Origin of the sequence: Halogeometricum limi (genome assembly GCF_900115785.1) — an archaeon.
In the GTDB taxonomy this organism is placed as follows: domain Archaea; phylum Halobacteriota; class Halobacteria; order Halobacteriales; family Haloferacaceae; genus Halogeometricum; species Halogeometricum limi.
Map to the genome: position 1 here is coordinate 111,006 of NZ_FOYS01000007.1, position 18,004 is coordinate 129,009.

The window sequence follows — 18,004 nt, forward strand, 5'->3', positions numbered from 1 at the left end:
TGCCCTCAGTAGAGGACTCGGACCGAAAACGGTGATGGACCGGGGCAAGAGACGCCGATATCGGGTCGACGACGACCGGTTCGCGGACGACGACCGGTTCGCCGACGGGACTGAACGTCGACGCGTTCGCGCGGCGAACCCGTCCGACACCGCGCGCTTTACGTCGCCGGACTCGCTACCCTGTCGCATGGCCGAATCCGAATCTGGAACGCTCAGTACGATGGAACCGAACCCCGCGTGGGACGCCGCCTCCTACGAGGACGTGGTCGAGACGCTCTCGGAAGACGGACTCGTCTTCAAGGTGTGGGGCGGCGACTGGTGTAAGGACTGCCGCAACCAACTGCCCGACTTCGCCGCCGCCCTCCGCGCCGCCGAGGTACCCGAACATCGAATCGAACACTACCCGGTCGAGAAGGAAGACGGCGAAAAGGTCGGCCCGGGCGTCGAGGAGTACGGTATCGAACTGATTCCGACCGTCGTCGTCGAACGTCAGGGCGAGGAAGTGGCCCGGTTCGTCGAGGAGGCGAACGTCCCCATCGCCGTCTATCTCGCCGACGAACTGGCGTAGTCAGTCGAAGTCCAGTTCCGTCTCGTCCAGTTCTACCTCGGTCGGTTCGACGTCCACGTCGTCGCCGCCGTCGAACCACCGGAGCGCCTCGTCTATCGAGTGCGCGGGCGGCGAACAGGACCGGCCTTCACAGGCGTAGACCGTCGGTTCGCCGTCGCGCATCTCTCTTCCCCTCCAGACGGGTGGGGCTTCGTCGAGGCCGAGCGTCTCCAGCCACGACGTCAGTTTCTCGTCGGTCGGCGGCCGGACGGAGAGAACAGAGTCGGGGAGATACCGCGAGACCAGCGACTCGCGGAACGACTCGGGGAGTCCGTCCGCGGCGACGACTACCTCGGACCCGCCGCGGGCGCGCTTCTCAGAGGCGAGTGCGAGCGAGACGTGTTCGAGCGGTCGGCCGCGAATCCGGTTGCCGTGTCTGTCCAGTACCGCGCCCGCGACGGCGGCGAAGTCGGCGTCCGGGACGAACGAGTCCACATCGAGGAGCAGCGACGTCGCGACGCCGACGCTGGACGGCGTCGACTGGTCCTGTAACTCCTGCGGACGGGTGACCAGCGCCTCGCCGTCGTCCGGGGTGAAGTACAGCGTCCCCGCCGACTCGTCGTAGAACGAGTCGACGATGCCTTCCGAGAGGTCGACGGCGAACGCGAGGTGTTCGACCTCACCGGTCGCCTGATAGAGGTCGAACGCGCCGCGCGCGAGGAAGGCGTAGTCTTCGAGGTAGCCGTCGCCTTTCACGTCGCCGTCCTTGTACCGGCGCGAGAGCCGTTTCGCCGACCCGTCCCACAGGTGTTCGCGGACGAATCCGAGGGCGTCGGCCGCCAGTTCGGCGTAGTCGTCGCCGAGGACGAGCGACCCCTGCGCGAGACTGGATATCATGAGGCCGTTCCACCCGGCCAGCACCTTCTCGTCGCGGGGTGGTCGCGTCCGCGACTCGCGGGCCTCGAACAGCGTCTCGCGGGCGGCGTCGAGATGTTCGACCACCTCCGCTTCGCTCAGGTCGTGCTCCGCCGCGACCTGTTCGACGGACGCCGAAACGGTGAGTACCGTCGTCCCGTTCTCGAAGTTGCCGCCGGAGGAGACGCCGTAGTAGTCACAGAACACGTCGGCGCGCGTCTCGTCAGAGAGCGCGTCGTGGACCCCCTCGGGCGTCCAGACGTAGAACGTTCCCTCTTCGCCGCCGCTCTGGGCGTCGAGGGTGCTGTAGAACCCGCCGTCGGGGTGGCGGAGTTCGCGCGCGACGAAGTCGAACGTCTCGCGGGCGACTTCGGCGTAGTCTGGACGACCGGTGAGGCGGTGTGCGGCGAGGAAGACGCGGGGAATCTCGGCGTTGTCGTACAGCATCTTCTCGAAGTGCGGGACGGTCCACTTCCGGTCCGTGACGTAGCGGTGGAAGCCGCCGCCGACGTGGTCGTACAGCCCGCCGTTCGCCATCGCGTCCAGCGTCTCCATCGCGACGGTGACCGGTTCCTCCTCGCCAGAGTGGACGTACGACCGCAGGAGCGCTTCGATGCGGCCGGGTTGGGGGAACTTCGGTCCGCCGCCCGAACCGAAGCCGCCGTACTCCCGGTCGGCCCCGCGAAGCACTCCTTTCGCCACCTCGCCGAGGATTTCGGTCCCCGGCGACTCGCCGCCCGCCTCGGGCGTCGACTCCAGTTGGTCCTGTAGCGCCGACGTCCACTGCTGGGCGCGGTTCTCTATCTCCCGGCGGTCCTCCTCGTCGCGCCACGTCTCGGCGAACGACCGACAGAGGTCCAGAAAGCCGGGGACGTTCCCCCTGTCTCGACGCTCGTGCTTCGGGAAGTAGGTGCCGACGTAGAACGGCTTTCCCTGCGGGGTGAGCCAGACGGAGAGGGGCCACCCGCCGCCGCCGGTGACGAGTTGGCAGATGGTCTGATAGATGCGGTCCAAGTCCGGTCGTTCCTCTCTGTCGACTTTCACCGGAACGAACGACTCGTTGAGGACCTGCGCCACCTCCTCGTCCTCGAAGCTCTCGTCGGCCATGACGTGACACCAGTGACACGCCGAGTAGCCGACCGAGAGGAAGATGGGTTTGTCCTCCTCGCGCGCCGTCTCCAACGCCGTCTCGTCCCACGGTTGCCAGTTGACCGGGTTGTCGGCGTGTTGCTGGAGGTACGGACTCGCTTCGTCGTCCAACCGGTTACGCCCCGTCGCGTCGCTCATACCGGAGATACCGTCCGCGGCGACTAAAGGGCCGTGGAGACGGCGACGCGAGCGGAGTCGGAGGGGCCGTTGACCTCACGGCGGCGTGAACGCGCGGAGCGTCGAGTCGCCGTCGGCGAGGTAGGCGGTGTCGCCGACGCCCACGGCGTCGAAGACGGTGTCGACGCCGAACGACGCCGTCGCCTCGCCGGCCGAATCGACGGCGTAGACGGTCAGGAACGGGTCGGAGGCGTGGTCGCCGGTGATGGCCGAGACGACGAGCGAGTCCGTCGTCGCCGTCTCCGGCCACGCGTCGTTCGACGGGGGGTCGAACGTCCACCGTTCGTCGCCGTCGACGGCGTACGCCGTCGCGGCGTCCGCACCGACCTGCGAACGCGTGTACAGCGTGTCGCCGTCGGGGTCCACGAGGAGCCACTGGCCGTAGTCGTCGTCGCGCCAGACCACGCGTCCGTCCGACTCGACGGCGACGACGGCGTCGCCGCCCGCGTACAGTCTGTCGTCGTGGAGGAGCAGTTCGTGGACGGGGAGTTCGCGCCGCCACTCCACCGTTCCGTCGGGGGCGACGCCGCGGAGCGTTCGCCGGTCGTCGTCGCCCGTCAGGACGAACAGTCTCTCGCCCGCGACTTCGACCCACGTCGCGGGACCGACGTCGAGGGAGAATCGCTCGCCGCCGTCGCGGCCGAGGGCGGTGACACCCTCGTCGGTGGCGACGAACGCCCCCCGGTCGCCGACGGCGACGTCCGCGACGGCGGTGAACTCGCGCTCCCACCGGACCGACCCGTCCGCGGCGTCGAGGGCGTAGACCACCGTCGTCAGCGGTTCCTCCGGGGTCTGGTGACTCGTCGGCGTCACGTCCGGCGGCGGGAAGAACTCCAGTCCGGCGGCGACGACGAGGCCGTCCGAGACGCCCGCGACGGCGAGTGCGCGGTCGCGGCGGACCGACCAGCGAGCGTCGCCACTCTGTCGGTCGAGGGCGTGTAACGCCGTCCACTCGCGCTCTTCGGCCATCCCGGCGACGGCGTAGACGGCGTCGCTCGCGAGCGTGACGCCCCACTGCCCGCGCGAGATGCGCTGGAACGAGGCGTGAGAGTGTGCGACCGCTTCGCCCGCCATCTCGGTTCGCCACCGACTCGACTGAGAGGCGGGGTCGACGGCGACGACCGACGAGGGGCCGTCTTGGGTGCTGACGGTGGCGAACAGCGTTTCGCCGTCGGCGGCGGCGTCGAGGCCGAGGACGTTTCGGCCGCCGAACGAGAGCGACCAGTCCGGACTCCACGCGGGCAGTCTGTCGGGCGTCTCCGTGGCGGCGTCCGACGCATCGGCCGGTGACGGCGAAGCGGACGTCTCGTCGGCCCGGTCGGTCCGGTCGCGACGCCGTTTCGGCGCTGAGTCGCCGACACATCCCGTCGCCGCGAGAACCGCGCCGACGCCGAGGTGGAGGAATCGTCTCCGTGAGACCATACTCGTCGTCTCGGAGACCGAACGATGGGTCTTCCGGTGGGTCAAACGAGCGTTTGAGAGAGCGTCTTCGGAGGACGAGCCGTCAGAATTCAGACCGGGTAGTGGTGATTGGATGGGTCACCCGGTCACTCTCGCGTCGCGGCAAGTCAGAGGCACGGACGCCGGACGGGTTCGAGAGCTACCGGTAGCCACGTAGTCGTCACTCTTGAGTAATCACCGCACACCCACGAGTATCTGAACGTTATCGCAGATAGTCGGGGGGACAGATAGGACACTCGTCTGCGTCTCTATTCGCCCGAATAGACCCGTTTCGGGAGTTAACACGCGACTTCCGCTCGAACGGCGAGTCGAACCCGACCGGTCGGCGAGGACGGTCCCCTCGGTTCGGTCGTCGGCCCGTCGACGCTCGCCGGGCGAGCGGTGTGTGCACGTCTGTGGTCAGAATCGTTCGCTCGAAGAGCAACCTTTACACTCTCGTGCTGAGGTCTCCCCACTATGACGGAGACGGCGCTTCTCGTCGGCGGTGGCGGCCGCGAACACGCTATTTCGCGTGCCCTGACCGCGGATTCCGACTGCGAACTGTACGCCTGCGCGAGCAACCGAAACCCCGGAATCGCGTCGCTCGCGGCGGGGTTCCGACAGGTGGACGAGACGGCGGTAGACGACGTCGTCGCCTACGCCACGGAGGTGGGCGCGGACGTGGCCGTCGTCGGCCCCGAGTCCGCCCTCGAAGCGGGCGTCGCGGACGCTCTGGACGACGCCGGCGTCTACACGTTCGGTCCGCGGGCGGACGACGCGCGCATCGAGACGGACAAGGCCTTCCAGCGAGAGTTCATGGCGGCCGAGGCGATTCCGGGGTGCCCGGAGTTCGCCGTGTTCGAAGACACCGACGAGGCCTGCGCGTACATCGACGACTACGACGGTGACCTCGCGGTCAAACCCGCCGGACTGACGGGCGGGAAGGGCGTGAAGGTGACCGGCGACCAGGTGACCAAAGAAGAGGCCAAAGCGTACCTCCGAGACTCCGAGTACACGGAAGTCGTCCTCGAAGAACGCCTCGTCGGCGAGGAGTTCACGGTGCAGGCGTTCGTCGCCGACGGCGAGGTTCGGCCGACGCCCGCCGTACAGGACCACAAGCGCGCCTACGAGGGCGACGAGGGGCCGAACACCGGCGGGATGGGCAGTTACAGCGACGCGACGGCGGAGTTGCCGTTCATGTCGTTCGACGACTACACGGCGGCCGTCGAGATTCTCCAGGCGACGGTCGACGCGTTGGACGACTACAAAGGAATCCTCTACGGGCAGTTCATGCTGACCGCCGACGGAGTCAAAGTCGTCGAGTTCAACGCTCGATTCGGCGACCCCGAGGCGATGAACACCCTGCCCGTTCTCGAAACCCCGTTCCTCGACGTGGTGACGGCCGCCCGCGACGGCGAGACGCTTCCCGAACTCGAATTTTCGGGGAAGGCGACGGTGTGCAAGTACGCCGTCCCCGACGGCTACCCGACGGACCCCGACTCGGGCGCGCGAATCGAAGTGGACGAGGAGAGCGCGGGTGACGCACTCCTGTTCTACGCGAGCGTCGACGCCCGCGAGGACGGCCTGTACACGACCACGTCTCGGTCGTTCGCCGTCGTCGGCGTCGAAGACACCATCGAGGCCGCAGAGGAGTCCGCCGAGGCCGCACTCGCCGCCGCGGGCGACGGACTCCGCGTCCGCCACGACATCGGCAAACCGGAACTCGTCCAACGGCGTATCGACCACGTCGCCGACTTGCGCGACGAGTAGCGTCTCCGGGAACGACGGACGACGCCGGCCCCGACCCGAACCCGACCGCGAGCAGACGCGGAGCCTTTTGTACGAACGCGACCAACCTCTCGCCGTGAGCGACGACACCGACGACGCGCCGGGGCGGCGACACCACCGGGTCCAGCGCCACGCGACGCCCGGCCCGCTGAACTCCCTCCAGTACTGGACCGACGCGAAACCCGTCTGGCGCGTCACGCTGAACTACCTCCTCGTCTGGGTGGCGCGCATCGCGCCGTTCCTCCGGTGGAAGAATTGGGCGCTTCGCCGCCTCGGCGTCACCGTCGGCCGCGGCGTCTCGTGGGGTCTGGAGGCGACGCCGGACGTGTTCTGGCCCGAACTCATCACGCTCGGCGACGACGTCATCGTCGGCTACGACTCGGTCATCCTCTGTCACGAGTTCCTGCAGGAGGAGTACCGGACGGGCGAAGTCGTCGTCGGCGACAGGGCGATGATCGGTGCGAAGGCCGTGATTCTCCCGGGCGTCGAAATCGGCGCGGACGCGCAGGTGGCGGCGAACTCGCTCGTGACGCGCGACGTGCCGCCGGGGACGACGGTGGCGGGCGTCCCGGCGCGGCCGATGTCGAGCGCGGAGTCCGCGGACGAGGAGTAGTCAGTCCCGGAAGAACGCGAGGTACGCGAGCGGTGTGGTGACGGCGAGCGTCGGGAGGAACCACCGAATCTGAGAGATTGGGTCGGGCGGTGCGAAGAGGGACCCGACGACGACGGCGGCGAGAACCCCGGCGGCGACCGTTCTGGCCCCTCGCTCCTCGGGCGTCGGCGGCCCGCGCGAACCGAGTCGTCGGCGGACGACGAAGTACGCGACGAGCGACGGCGGGACGACCACCGCGAGGACGCCCCACCGAACCGGGTGGTCGCTGCCGCGTTCGCCGGCGTCCCACAGCGTCGCCAGTCCGAGTGCGACGCCCCCGAGAGAGAGCGCGAGCGCCATCGCGACGACACCGAACGCGTCGAGCAGTCCGAGTTGGAGAGTCACGTCAGGACCGTTCGAGTCGCATCTTGAAAACCGCACCGCGGGGGTCGTTGTCTTCGACCCAGATGTCGCCGCCGTAGCTGTCGAAGACGCTGTCGGCGAAGAACAGACTGATTCCCGTCCCGTGGTGGAGTTGGTCGTACTCCTCGCGGCCGAAGATGAGGTCGCGTTGGGCCGGCGAGACGCCGGGTCCGTCGTCGCCGACTTCGAGGACGACGTCGTCCTCTCGCACGTCGACGGCGACGGTGACCTCCGCCTCGTCGGTGTCGTTGTGGACGACGGCGTTCTCCAGAACGGCTTCGACGGCCGCGGACAACAGGTCGTCCGCCCGGACGACGGCTTCGGGGAACACGCCGAAGCGGAACTCCGCGTCGGGGAACTCCTGCATCACCTCGACGAGCGTGTTGTTGAGCACGATATCGAGGCGAACGGGACGGTTCGACGCGGTGTACGACCGTTCTAACAGTTCTCGCAAGTCGCGGGCACGCTCGGTCTTGTGGACGATTTGGAGCACCTTCTCCTGTGCGCTGTCGAGAATCTCCGCGGCGTCCGCCTGCGACGACGCCGACTGCGCGCGTTGGATGTGGCCGTACATCACGTTCAGTTCGTTTCGCAAGTCGTGTCTGAGGAGGCGGTTCAGCACCTCCGAGGCGTTCTCGTACTGCTGTTGCTTCGTCGTGTCGACGAAGACGGCGACGGCCCCCTCCACGTCGTCGTCGACGACCAGTGGGGCCGCAGAGCCTCGTCCGTACACCTTGTTGCCCTCGCTCGTCCGCGCGACGAACCGCCCGGTCCACGTCTCGCCGCGGACGAGGTGGTCGACGATGTCTTCGTAGATGCGGTCGTCTCCCGAAATATCCGCGGCGGAGCGTCCGACGAGTTCACCGAACTCGTGTCCGAGAAACGTCAACCCCGCCGCGTTGACGTCGCGGATGACGAAGTTCGGGTCGGTGATGAGGGCGGGGGCGTCCGCACTGCGGAACGCTTCCCGGTAGATGTCACCGTCCAGACGATAGCCGTCGGAGCTCCACTTCACGGCGCTACCTCGTTCTCCCACTATATCATTCTCGGGGGTCGAAGCGACCGGACAAACGGACGGCACGTGTCCGCGGAGGTCGAACACTCGCTGGTAGTAGGCGGCGACGACGTCTCGAACGTCCTCGAAGTCGCGTCGGGGGTCGGTCCGTTCCCACTGGTCGTGGTGTTCGACGCCGAAGAGGAAGTAGCTCGCGAGGGTGTCTACGTCCGCGTCGGCACAGTTCGGCACCATCGCGTCGATTTTCAGCCGGTGAGCGTCGAGCGCGGTTTCGTGCCACTCTCGCTCCCGGAGTCCGTGTTGCCGCCAGAACTCGGTCTGTCGGCGACCGTACGCGGAGTCGATGCCGACGTCCGCGCAGACCCGTTCGAGGAGTTCCTGCACGTCGTCCCACCGTTCGTCGTTCGACACCTCGAACGCGTACGGTCTCGACGGGTCGCTCACGAGCAGGTCGTCGGGGATTCGGTCGCGGTGCGTGTCGAAGACGCGCCAGTTCTCTATCTCGTCCTGTAAGAAGAGCGCTCGGGTGAACGTCGCTCCCGCGCGGGCGGCGCGGCGTCCGGGGCGGCCGGGGAACTCGGCGCGGAACACCTCCGACATCGCCTCGACGGCCGTCGCCGCCGCCGCTCTCGACCCCGCTTCATCTCCGCGGGCGAGACGCTCTTCGCGGAGGTCCTGCTGGAAGAACGCGGTGAGAAGTCGCTCGGCGGTGTCGCGGGCAGTCTGCGAGACGCAGACGTCCATCGATGGAAGCTCTCTTCTCATTCGGGCGTCGCGAGTCGTGACACGCGCGTTCGAGAGAATATCCGAGGTGTAGTGTAAAACTGTTTTCGTGGCCGGACAGTCAGTACCCGAGTCTCATCTGAGTCGGACGAGGCCCTCCTCGAACACCTTCTGGTTCGGGATGATGTACTCCTCGCCGTCGCTCTCGACGCGGGTGACGAACAGGTCCACCTCCTGTACGATGCCGTCCGTCTCGGCGAGTCTGACCTCGTCGCCGATGGCGTACGGTTGGGTCAAGAGGAGGTACGTCCCCGCCGCGCCCGACTTCAGCATGTCGCCGAAGGCGATACCGCCGAGGAACACCACGGCGAACAGGTAGGCGGCGAGGAGGACGACCAACGCGAGCGTCGCGACGCCGAGTTGCGAGAGGGCGATGAGTGCCGCGAGGTAGAACACGGTGAACTTCGCGGCCGAGGGGATGATACCCACCTGCGGGAGTTTGACGCCGCGGAGGCGTTCGGCGACGAGCAGTCCCACCTTGTCGCCGACGACGACGCCGACGATGAGGATGATGACCGCGAAGAACAGCATCGGGAGGAAGCCGACGACCTGACTCCAGAAGCGGTCGGCGTAGTTCACGTTCGCGATAGACAGGGCCGCGAGGATGGCGACGCCGACGACGAAGTAGCGAACCAACCAGCCGAGGAGTTCGACCGTCGACGTCTCGAAGTTCCGCGCCGTTCGCTCGAACGCCGTTCCCTCTATCGCCTCCGGAACGCCGAGGCCGTCGAGAACGCGACGCGTGAGCGTTCCGAGGACGATGGCGACGACGACGCCCGCGACGAGGACGGCGAGAGCGAACCAGACGTCCCGCGGGAGGAGGTCGTAGAGTCCCCCGAGAAACGTTCCCTCGGGTGCGGGTTCGGATGGGACTGCCGTCTGCAACGGTGTGCCCGCGGCGGCCATCAGTAGTCCTCCGGGTCTATCTCCAGTATCATCTTGCCGCCCTTGAACGAGCGAACGAGACCGTCGGACTCCGAGAGCACGATGGTCGTCGAGTTGGTGTCGCGGGTGATTGCCGCACCGGCCATGTGCCGCGCCCCGAGTCCCTTCGGGATGTCGACGCCCTCGGCGGCGGGTTCGAGGTAGCGGTACGCGCTAACTATCTTCCCCGAGTCGGAGATGATGAACGCGCCGTCCAGTCGCGAGAACTCCTTGAGCATCACGTTCACGATGGGGTCGCCGACGTGGACGTGCGACTTCTCGAACGGGTTGTACGACAGCGGACGCGACTTGTTCATCACCTTGCCCGCGTCGCCGACGACGAACAACGCGCCGACGGGCTTGCCCTTCTGTCCCTTCTTTCCGAGTTCGATGGCCACCTCGAAGACGTCGCGGATGACGCTCGGGTCCGCCCGCGAGTTCGCGAACAGGTCGTAGATACCCGAACGCATCTCCTCGCCGACGCGGACGCGGACCACGGCGTCCTGGTCGCCGTCGAACACAGAGACGTTGCACGCCACCGCGTCACCTTCCTCGACGATGTCGTTCTCCATCGCCCCCTCGATGCCGAAGCGGATGCGGTCGCGGACGTTGTCGAACTCCAAGGGGAGTTCGACGTACGTCTCCGCGTCCACCACGTTCTCGGGCGCGACCACCACCACCGGGATGTCGAGGTCGGCGTCCGCGTACCGTTCGTAGTACGAACTACTCGGCGAGAAGATGAACAACGCGTCCACGTCCGCCACGACGTCTCCGAGGAGGTCCGATAGCGCCACCATCAGTTATTCGTCAACTGCAGTGAGAAAAAGGCTTGTGGGACGTTCTCTGGGGTGATAACCGCTGACGCGCGTCAGACAACTGTCTGCGGGTTGTGACGGGACGGACGCCAGAGCGGATTCGGAGTGCGACGACGAACTGCCACGGGCGGGACGTCTCCGAGAGTGCTGTTCGTTTCCACCCGGGCCGGTGGTCGGTTCGGGGCTCGGATTCGAATCGAGAGAATCCCGCTCCGCTCGCACTCTGGCCCGTGAATTCGGTCTGTACCCTCGTTCAGTATGTGGGACCGGATTCGAACCGCGAGGACTTCGCTTCGCTCGTCCTCTGGGCCGCGAATCCGGCCATTGCGATGGCTCTCCTCACTGACGTTCGGAGAAGCCATGCGCGGGACCGGATTCGAACCGGAGTGAGACATTCCGGGCGTGCGGCCCTTCGGGCCGTTCCGGGCTGTGACTCACAGGGTTCTCTCCGGCCGTTGCGCATACATGCCTCTCACGTTCGTTCAAGGCAGTATGCGCGGGACCGGATTTGAACCGGCGGACTCCTATGAGACAGCGTCCTAAGCGCTGCGCCGTTGGCCAGGCTTGGCTACCCGCGCGCAGTACTCAGTATCAGCAAACGAGGTAAGAAGGTGTCGTTCGTCTCGCAGCACACCGTCGCCTCGGGAGCCTCGACGGCGGTCACGACGGAATCGTCGACACCGGGGCGGAGCAAGCGTCAAGTGCGGCCCCCGCGGAGGAGGCGTATGTACAGCGCCCGGGACAGGGTGGACAACGAGGAGTGGTTGACGCGCATCGAATCGGCGGCGGACCGCTTGGGCCTCGGGTCCGAAGCGCGGTCGTACGCGAGCGATATGTTCCTCTCGCAGGTGCCCGAGACGGACCGTTCGAAGCGGGCCGTCGCGGCGGCGAGTCTCTACGCCGGCGCACTCATCGCCGGCGAGGAACGCTCGCAGTCGCGCGTCGCCGACGCGATGGACGTGACGCGACTCAGTATCCAGCAACGGTGGAAAGACATCTTAGAAGACGCCGGGTTCCGGCCGCCGACGTGGTGAACGGTCGGCGCACCCCGAGGTAGCGAACGGCCGTCCGGAGAGCGGTCGGACGGACCGGTTCAGGCGTCGTCGGCGTCGGCCGTCCCGTCCGCGGACGGCCGCGTCGCCCCGCGGCCCTCTCTGTCGGGCGTGAGGTTGCCGTGTCGGTCTATCTCGCCGCGGACGATTCGCGTCGAGGAGATTCTGTCGCCGTCCTCGGCGGCGACGTGGTCGACGACTTCGATGTCGAGTGGCGGAAGGTCGCGTTCGGCGCGAATCTCGTTGATGCGTGCGCCGCCGTCCTGCGTCTCCGGCGAGACGATGAGGACGTCGAACCCCGGTTCGGTGGCGATGCCGGTCGGTTCGGTCAGTTTCCGAATCTCGAACGTCCGGTCGTGTTCCTCGGCGAGGGGCGTCAACTCCCGAACAAGGTCGCGCTTTCGCTCCTCGTACGGGCGGACGTAGCGGTCCACGTGCCGGGTCTTCGGTGCGAGTTCGTCGCTCGTGAGACCGACGGTCACGTCACCGAGTTCGAAGGCTCTCGCGAACAACGCGAGGTGTCCGTCGTGGACCGGGTCGAAGGTCCCGCCCAACGCGACGTGCATACCCGGGCGTCGGCGTCTCGTAACTTAAAAAGGTCGGCTTTCGAAGGACGAAGCGGAGACGGGAGGCGCGCGGCGGAGTCAGTCGTCGCCGTCGGCGCGGACGGTGATAGAGACGGGTTCGACGTCGCCGTCCTCGTCGTCGCCGAGGAGTCGTCGGTCGAGGTTGAACACCGTGTTCAACTGCGATTGGACCTGCCCGACGGCGTTCTGGACGAGAGCGCTCGGGGCGATGGAGGTGTACTCGTAGGGGTTGTTGCCCGCGCCGGAGTTCTTGCGCTTGCGACGGGAGACGGTCTCCTCGTCGTGGAGTTCAGCGAGCGCCTCGCGAACCGTACTCGGGTAGAGGCCGGTTCCGTCGGCGACTTCCTCGCTCGTCGAGTGAGGGTGCTGACGGAGGTAGACGAAGATGCGGGCGCGCGTCTCCGTGTCGAGCAACCACGCGAGGAGGTCGACGATGTTCTCGTCGAACTCCGAAACGGCGCGGTCGGCCTCCGCTTCGAGTCGGTCTCTGGTGGATCGTTCGGGCGATTCGTCCGCCGGGTCCGCCACGTCCGTGTCGGCGGATTCGTTCTCCGTTGCGTCGTCGAGGCTTTCGTCCGCAGACATACTGTTCTGTCACACAGGTCAAAACTATGCGGTGAAAAACCTTTCCGAAGCTCAGTCGAGACAGAGCCTCTCACACAGGGTTTCGACGCCGGACTCCTCGCGGACTCGTCGCTGACGGGTCGCCCCGCTCTCGGCGTCGAACACGTCGCGCAGGCCGGAGACGCCGAGTCGGTCCGATTCTCGGGTGACGAACTGTTCGAGCGAGACGACGCTCTCACCGTCCGTGCCGACGAAACTCGCGTCGTGGCCGTGCCGCGTCGCCCGCCACTTGTTCTCGTCTAGCAGTTCGCGTCGAATCTCGGTGCCGGACTCGCCGTCTTCGTATCGCTCGGCCAGTTCGAGGACGAGGGCGTGGACGTACTCGACGAACGCGAGCGTCACGTCCGGGTCCGACTGCGCGTCCGGCGTCCGAACCTCGACCGTGCCGTGGCCGGTGTGCGGGCGCACGTCGTACCAGAGTTCGCCCCGGTCCTCGATAGAGCCGTACTCCACCATCCGACGCTCGAACGTCTGGTACGCCTCGAAGTCCGCGAAGTGCGAGGGCATCCCCGTGTTCGGGAGGTTCTCGAATATCTTGGCTCGCGCCGACGAGAGACCCGTGTCGAACCCGTTCCAGAACGGCGAGTTCGCAGAGAGCGCCAACAGCGGAGGCAGATACCACCGGACCTCGTTCGCGACCCACGTCGCCTTGTCCGCGTCGTCGACGCCGACGTGGACGTGCAGGCCTGCCGTCGTGTTGCGGTGCTGTGGGTACTGGATTCGGTCGAGTTGCGATTTGTACCGCGGTTTCGTCGCGTGGTCGAGTTCGCGCCACTTCGCCGCCGGGTGGAGACCCGCGGCGGCGACTCGGTAGCCGTGGTCCGCGGCGTGGTCGACGAGGGCGTCGCGGACGGCGCGGACGAGTTCGTCGGCGTCTGCCGGGTCCTCGATGAGCGGTGTCTGCGTCTCGACGGTGAACTTGAACAGTTCGTGGTCGATTCTGTCGCCGAGGAGGCCCTCCGGCGGGTCGTCGTAGACGAGGTCCGAGATGCCCGACGCGGGGTACCCGTCGCCGTCGACGACGTAGAACTCCTCCTCGACACCGAGGGTGCCCATGCGGTCGAAGGCGTCTGCCGACCCTAGTTCCATCGCACGGTCGTTCGCGGCGGCCCTTTAAATAGGTCGTGGACCCCGGCGACCCGTGCAGGGGGGTGTCACGGCGGTGACGTGCGTCGGTTCGGGACGACGACGCGCCGACTATCTCGGCCGGGCGACGACGCCGAGATGGTCGTCGTGGAACCGGTCGAGTCGCGTCGTCTCCAGTATCTCGTACGCCTCCGAGAGTTCGTCGAGGACGCCCTCGAACACCTCGTCCGGGTCGGCGACCACGTCTTCGCTTCGCGCTTTGAACGCGGCGAGGAGGCGGCCGTCGTCCGCGAGGAACTGCCGATTGCGGTTCGCGACGGTGGCCTGCCCGCGCGTCGCGACGTCCTGGACGATGCAGTCGAGGTCGGACTCGACGACGTGCGCGTACGTCTCCGGTTTGCGAGCGTCCTTCAAGAGCGGAAAGAGGTTCGCTCTGGCCTCGGCGACGCCGACGAGGTCACGGACCGGGCGCGCCGCGAACTCGACGGCGTACGTCGGCCCCGCGAAGTCGGCGACGTGCGAGACGGTCGTTCCCGAGGCGGCCCCGAGGTAGAGGACGGACTCGCCGCCCGCGAGACCGGTGTCCATCTCGTACTCGAACATCGCGCCGAGTTTCGAGCGTCCGGCGTCCCACGCGCGCCACCCGTCGTCGTCGCGCGGTTCGCCGTACACCGTCTCGCCGCGGGTGGCGAGTCGCTCTCGACCGTCGAAGGTGCGGCGTTCGACGCCGGCGGGAAGGTCGGTCACTCGCCCACCTCCCGCGCTCGAATCGTCTCCATGCGCTCACGGAGTTCCTCGTGGACCTCCGGTTTGAACTCGCCCGAGTAGTGGTCGATGCGGGCGGCGATGGAGAGTTTGCCCGCGAACGCGCGTGCGGCGGACCCGCGGTGTTCGGGGTGCGTCCCTCGCACGTAGTCGTGGACGTAGATGATGCCGTGCTTCGGCGACGACCCGCGCCCCTTCAGGTGGGCGAACAGGGCGTCTTCCGCGCCGAGCACCTGCACCGTCCCCGAGGGCTTCTTCGCCAACGGTTCGAGGCCGCCCGCGAGGGCGACGAGGCGCGCCGCGAGGACGGGACCCGCCATCTCCGCGAGGTTGGGGGCGACGGCGGGCGCGCGTTCCTCGATGAACGCCCGTAGTTCGTCGCGTTCGTCGGCGAGACCCGAGATGCGGTCGGCGAAGGAGACGACCCGTTCTTCCAGCGGCGTCTGCGGGTCGCTGTCGGCGAGTTCGCGCGCGCCCTCGATGCCGACGCCCGCGTCGTCGTACAGCGTCCCCGCCCACTCGGCGAGGCGTTCGGCGAGTTCGTTCGCGGTGCGTTCGGCGTCGTCCATCGCGCGGACGGCGTGGACGAGTTGCTTGTCGTCGGCGCGTTCGCGTTCGCGGACCTCGCGTCGCGCCGCGTCGAGCGTCGCCGCTCGGAGCTTCTCGTAGTAGTCGCTCTCGTCGGCCGCGAATCCGGACTCGACGGCGAGGGCGGGCCAGTCCGCGGGGGCGTCCGCAGTACCAGCCTCGACGGCGGCACTGGACCCTTCGAGCGTCTCGGCGTCCACGTCGGCGAACCACCCCGACTCCGGGGCTGGTCGGTCGGTCATGCCTACCGCTTGTCCGGGAGGGCAATCAATCCACAGTTTCGGTCGCGACCGGGAGGAGTCCGGTCCGAGGGGCGCCGTCCGCTCCGCCGCAGTCGATTCGTCGGCTCACGGGAGGCACTGGGGAACCGGGACGACGGTGATTCCGTGCGGCCGGAAGACTGGGAGCGCCGCCGCGTAGAGCTGTTTGTCCGCGATGGCGAACTTGTACGGGTGGCCGCACTCGTCCGCGATGCGTTTCTCGTGTATCGCCTCTCGCAGGTAATCTCGCTCGATGGTAATCTTCCGCAGGAACGACGACGTGGCGGTGGTCCCCGTCTGCGTCTTGACCTCCCAGACGGTCCCGTCGGCGCCGAGCGCGTCGAAGTGTTTCGTGACCCCCTCCGGGGTGACGAGGACGTAGTCCGAACCGGGGTGGACGTTGCGAATCAGCGGGTGGAGGTCCGCACAGGTGTTGTGAATCACGTCCTCGCCGAGGTGGCGACCGAGCGGGAACTCCCGACAGCTTTGCTGGTCGTCCTCGTCCTCCTGCGGGTCCGGTTGCGGGGCGGGCGTCGGCGTCGGCGCCGTTCCGGTCCCCGGGGCGGCCGACGGGCCGCCCGACGCGGTGCGAAGGTACTCCCGGAGGAGTTCCATCTCCTGCGGGTCGAGCGTCGGTATCGGTCTCGGCGACGGTCCGAGCGGTGCCGGTTCGAACTCCGGGAACTCGGTCGGCGGCGGGGTGGGTCCGGGCGAGGCGTGACAGCCGCGCATGCAGATGCTCCGGCCGGACGGAACGTGGACGTAGCCCGCGTCGAGCGCCTTCCGCTGGAACGACGCGTAGGCATGCAGGTCGGTGACTACCAGCACGCCGAACACGACGAGTATCGTCGGGCCGACGGCGCCGGCCGGTATCCGCGCCGGTCCGGGTTTCGGCGTCGGCGACGGCGTCGGTGTCGGCGTCGGTGTCGGTGTCGGCGTCGTTGGCGGGACCAGTCTGAGCGGCGGCCGCGTCGGTCCGGGCGACGGGGTCGGGGAGGGTGGAAGCGGTTCGAGAAGGGGAGCGGCACCGGCGTAGTACAGCGCGGTGGGGCTCGGGTCGGTTCGCTCGGCGGCGGCCTCCGCGGCGACTTCGCTCAGTCGACGTCCCCGGAGCGCCGCGTCCGCCCTGTCGCTTCCGAACACGTCTTCGACGAGTTGGTACTCGCCGTACATCGACCACAGGTCGTCGTCGGTGACGAGGACGTCGCAGTCGCCGCTCGCGTTCTCCCGACAGCGACGGACGCGCGCCGCGACGTCGGCGAGCGAGGGGTCGAACCGCGCCCCCGCACGGAGCGTCTCCTCGTCGCGTTGTGTGAACCGCGGCGATGCCTCCTGTCGCTGCAGTCGGAGTCCACCGGTCGCGTTCACGTCGGGGCCGTGTTTCCCCGCCTCGGTGGCGGCCCGAGACGGGGCCGCGCCCTGTTGGACGACGTGGGCGAGTTCGTGGGCGATGAGGCGGTCTCCGCTCGCCGTTCCGGGCCGGTACCGTCCCGACTCGAAGACGACGTCGCGTCCGACGGTGTAGGCGTGCGCGTTCACGGCACGCGCGGACTCGGCCGCGCGGTCGTCGGTGTGGACTCGCACCGCGCCGAAGTCGCGGCCGAACTGCCGCTCCATCCGGTCGCGGACCTCGGGAGCGAGCGGCCGTCCCCGCCGGCCGAGCGTTCGATAGACGGCGTCCGGAACTTCGCCGGGGGGACCGTGCGGCGAGCGCCGGAGTTCGTTCTCACAGTCCTGACAGTCGAGCGGTCTCCCTCGCGCGAGCCGAGAGCGGCACCGCGAACAGAGCCGTCTGATGCGGGTCGGCGGTTCGGACGGACGGACTCCCGGGTCGGATGACGACCCGCGCACGATTCGGCGTGCGGCGCGTTCGGCCGCCCGTTCGTGTCGGTCACCGGGCGCGACGGTGAGTCGGTCGGGACCCGTGGCAGGCGTCCGCTGCACGCGGCGGCCGACGACTGCGGCGGTCCGGCGGTTGCCCAACCGGTGGTGTCGCGACGGAGTGTCGGCCGGGGCGGTACCGCCGGTCTCTTCGACCCTGTCCGCTCCGTCGGCGACGCCTCGGGTCCGCGCTCTGTCGTCCGCCGCGTCGTTCGACCGGACGTTCGACCGAACGGACGTTCGCGGGCGCGCGTCGAGGCGTTGAGTGTCTCTCACGTGATTTCTCCTCCGCAGTCGTCCGGGCGTCCGAGCAACAGTAGAGACGTACGTCGAGGAAATCGATAAGCGTAGTTGACAGCGTTCCGGACTGTGTTTTCCGGATGAAGTACGTCTTCCGAACGAGCGGCGCCGTCGAACTCGTCGCCGGTGACCTGATAATCCGTGGTAACATTTAACATGTGCCGAGACCAAACTCGTGCCGTCAACGATGAGTGAGCGGACACCGTTCGTCTGTCGCGACTGTGGGAACCGTGTCTCGGCGGGGTCGTTCCGGTCGACCTGTCCCGAGTGTGACGGAGAACTCGGCCCGCAGC

16 protein-coding genes and 1 tRNA gene are annotated in these 18,004 nt (G+C 67.8%); 4 read left to right on the forward strand and 13 right to left on the reverse strand.

Features of this window, described 5'->3' with window-relative positions:
• Positions 1–187 precede the first annotated feature (187 nt).
• Positions 188–568 carry a thioredoxin family protein gene (locus tag BM282_RS17290; protein ID WP_089883523.1) on the forward strand — a complete coding sequence of 127 codons (381 nt, stop codon included), beginning with the start codon at positions 188–190 and terminating at the stop codon, positions 566–568.
• Here the strand turns inward: BM282_RS17290 and BM282_RS17295 are convergent, their stop codons facing one another.
• Both BM282_RS17295 and BM282_RS17300 read right to left on the reverse strand, forming a co-directional pair.
• On the reverse strand, positions 569–2,749 hold the full coding sequence (locus BM282_RS17295) for a thioredoxin domain-containing protein (protein ID WP_089883381.1): 2,181 nt from the start codon (positions 2,747–2,749) through the stop codon (positions 569–571).
• Between the two features lie 75 nt (positions 2,750–2,824).
• Complete coding sequence (locus tag BM282_RS17300) at positions 2,825–4,210, reverse strand: PQQ-binding-like beta-propeller repeat protein (RefSeq protein ID WP_089883383.1); 1,386 nt, start codon at positions 4,208–4,210, stop codon at positions 2,825–2,827.
• Between the two features lie 495 nt (positions 4,211–4,705).
• On the opposite strand from BM282_RS17300, the gene purD reads away from it, so the two are divergent.
• The gene (purD, locus tag BM282_RS17305; protein ID WP_089883385.1) at positions 4,706–5,998 is read left to right on the forward strand and encodes a phosphoribosylamine--glycine ligase; all 1,293 of its coding nucleotides are present in this window, start codon (positions 4,706–4,708) and stop codon (positions 5,996–5,998) included.
• Positions 5,999–6,092: 94 nt separating this feature from the next.
• Positions 6,093–6,629, forward strand: a complete 537-nt coding sequence (locus BM282_RS17310) for an acyltransferase (protein ID WP_089883387.1) — start codon at positions 6,093–6,095, stop codon at positions 6,627–6,629.
• Here BM282_RS17310 and BM282_RS17315 read toward each other — a convergent pair whose 3' ends face one another.
• The 5 genes from BM282_RS17315 to BM282_RS17335 form a co-directional block, all read right to left on the reverse strand.
• The gene (locus BM282_RS17315) at positions 6,630–7,013 is read right to left on the reverse strand and encodes a hypothetical protein (RefSeq protein WP_089883389.1); all 384 of its coding nucleotides are present in this window, start codon (positions 7,011–7,013) and stop codon (positions 6,630–6,632) included.
• 1 nt (position 7,014) lies between these two features.
• Entirely contained in the window at positions 7,015–8,046 is a 1,032-nt protein-coding gene (locus BM282_RS19050; protein ID WP_089883525.1) for a sensor histidine kinase, read from the reverse strand.
• Positions 8,047–8,904: 858 nt separating this feature from the next.
• Positions 8,905–9,735: a mechanosensitive ion channel domain-containing protein gene (locus BM282_RS17325; protein ID WP_089883391.1), complete on the reverse strand. Its 831-nt coding sequence runs from the start codon at positions 9,733–9,735 to the stop codon at positions 8,905–8,907.
• Positions 9,735–10,550: a diadenylate cyclase gene (dacZ, locus tag BM282_RS17330; RefSeq protein WP_089883393.1), complete on the reverse strand. Its 816-nt coding sequence runs from the start codon at positions 10,548–10,550 to the stop codon at positions 9,735–9,737. Before dacZ ends, BM282_RS17325 begins: the two co-directional genes overlap by 1 nt.
• Positions 10,551–11,061: 511 nt before the next feature.
• A tRNA-Leu gene (locus tag BM282_RS17335) sits at positions 11,062–11,146 on the reverse strand.
• A gap of 147 nt (positions 11,147–11,293) precedes the next feature.
• On the opposite strand from BM282_RS17335, the gene BM282_RS17340 reads away from it, so the two are divergent.
• The gene (locus tag BM282_RS17340) at positions 11,294–11,602 is read left to right on the forward strand and encodes a cyclin (RefSeq protein ID WP_089883395.1); all 309 of its coding nucleotides are present in this window, start codon (positions 11,294–11,296) and stop codon (positions 11,600–11,602) included.
• 59 nt (positions 11,603–11,661) lie between these two features.
• Here BM282_RS17340 and BM282_RS17345 read toward each other — a convergent pair whose 3' ends face one another.
• The 6 genes from BM282_RS17345 to BM282_RS18785 all read right to left on the reverse strand — a co-directional run bounded on the left by BM282_RS17345 (position 11,662) and on the right by BM282_RS18785 (position 17,687).
• Positions 11,662–12,186, reverse strand: a complete 525-nt coding sequence (locus BM282_RS17345; protein WP_089883396.1) for a phosphopantetheine adenylyltransferase — start codon at positions 12,184–12,186, stop codon at positions 11,662–11,664.
• A 78-nt stretch (positions 12,187–12,264) separates the two neighbouring features.
• Entirely contained in the window at positions 12,265–12,792 is a 528-nt protein-coding gene (locus BM282_RS17350) for a winged helix-turn-helix domain-containing protein (protein ID WP_089883398.1), read from the reverse strand.
• A gap of 51 nt (positions 12,793–12,843) precedes the next feature.
• Positions 12,844–13,920, reverse strand: a complete 1,077-nt coding sequence (locus tag BM282_RS17355; protein WP_089883400.1) for a glutamate--cysteine ligase — start codon at positions 13,918–13,920, stop codon at positions 12,844–12,846.
• Positions 13,921–14,028: 108 nt separating this feature from the next.
• On the reverse strand, positions 14,029–14,664 hold the full coding sequence (locus BM282_RS17360; protein WP_089883401.1) for a fibrillarin-like rRNA/tRNA 2'-O-methyltransferase: 636 nt from the start codon (positions 14,662–14,664) through the stop codon (positions 14,029–14,031).
• On the reverse strand, positions 14,661–15,512 hold the full coding sequence (locus BM282_RS17365) for an NOP5/NOP56 family protein (protein ID WP_089883403.1): 852 nt from the start codon (positions 15,510–15,512) through the stop codon (positions 14,661–14,663). Before BM282_RS17365 ends, BM282_RS17360 begins: the two co-directional genes overlap by 4 nt.
• Positions 15,513–15,617: 105 nt before the next feature.
• Entirely contained in the window at positions 15,618–17,687 is a 2,070-nt protein-coding gene (locus BM282_RS18785; RefSeq protein ID WP_217642727.1) for an eCIS core domain-containing protein, read from the reverse strand.
• Positions 17,688–18,004 lie beyond the last annotated feature (317 nt).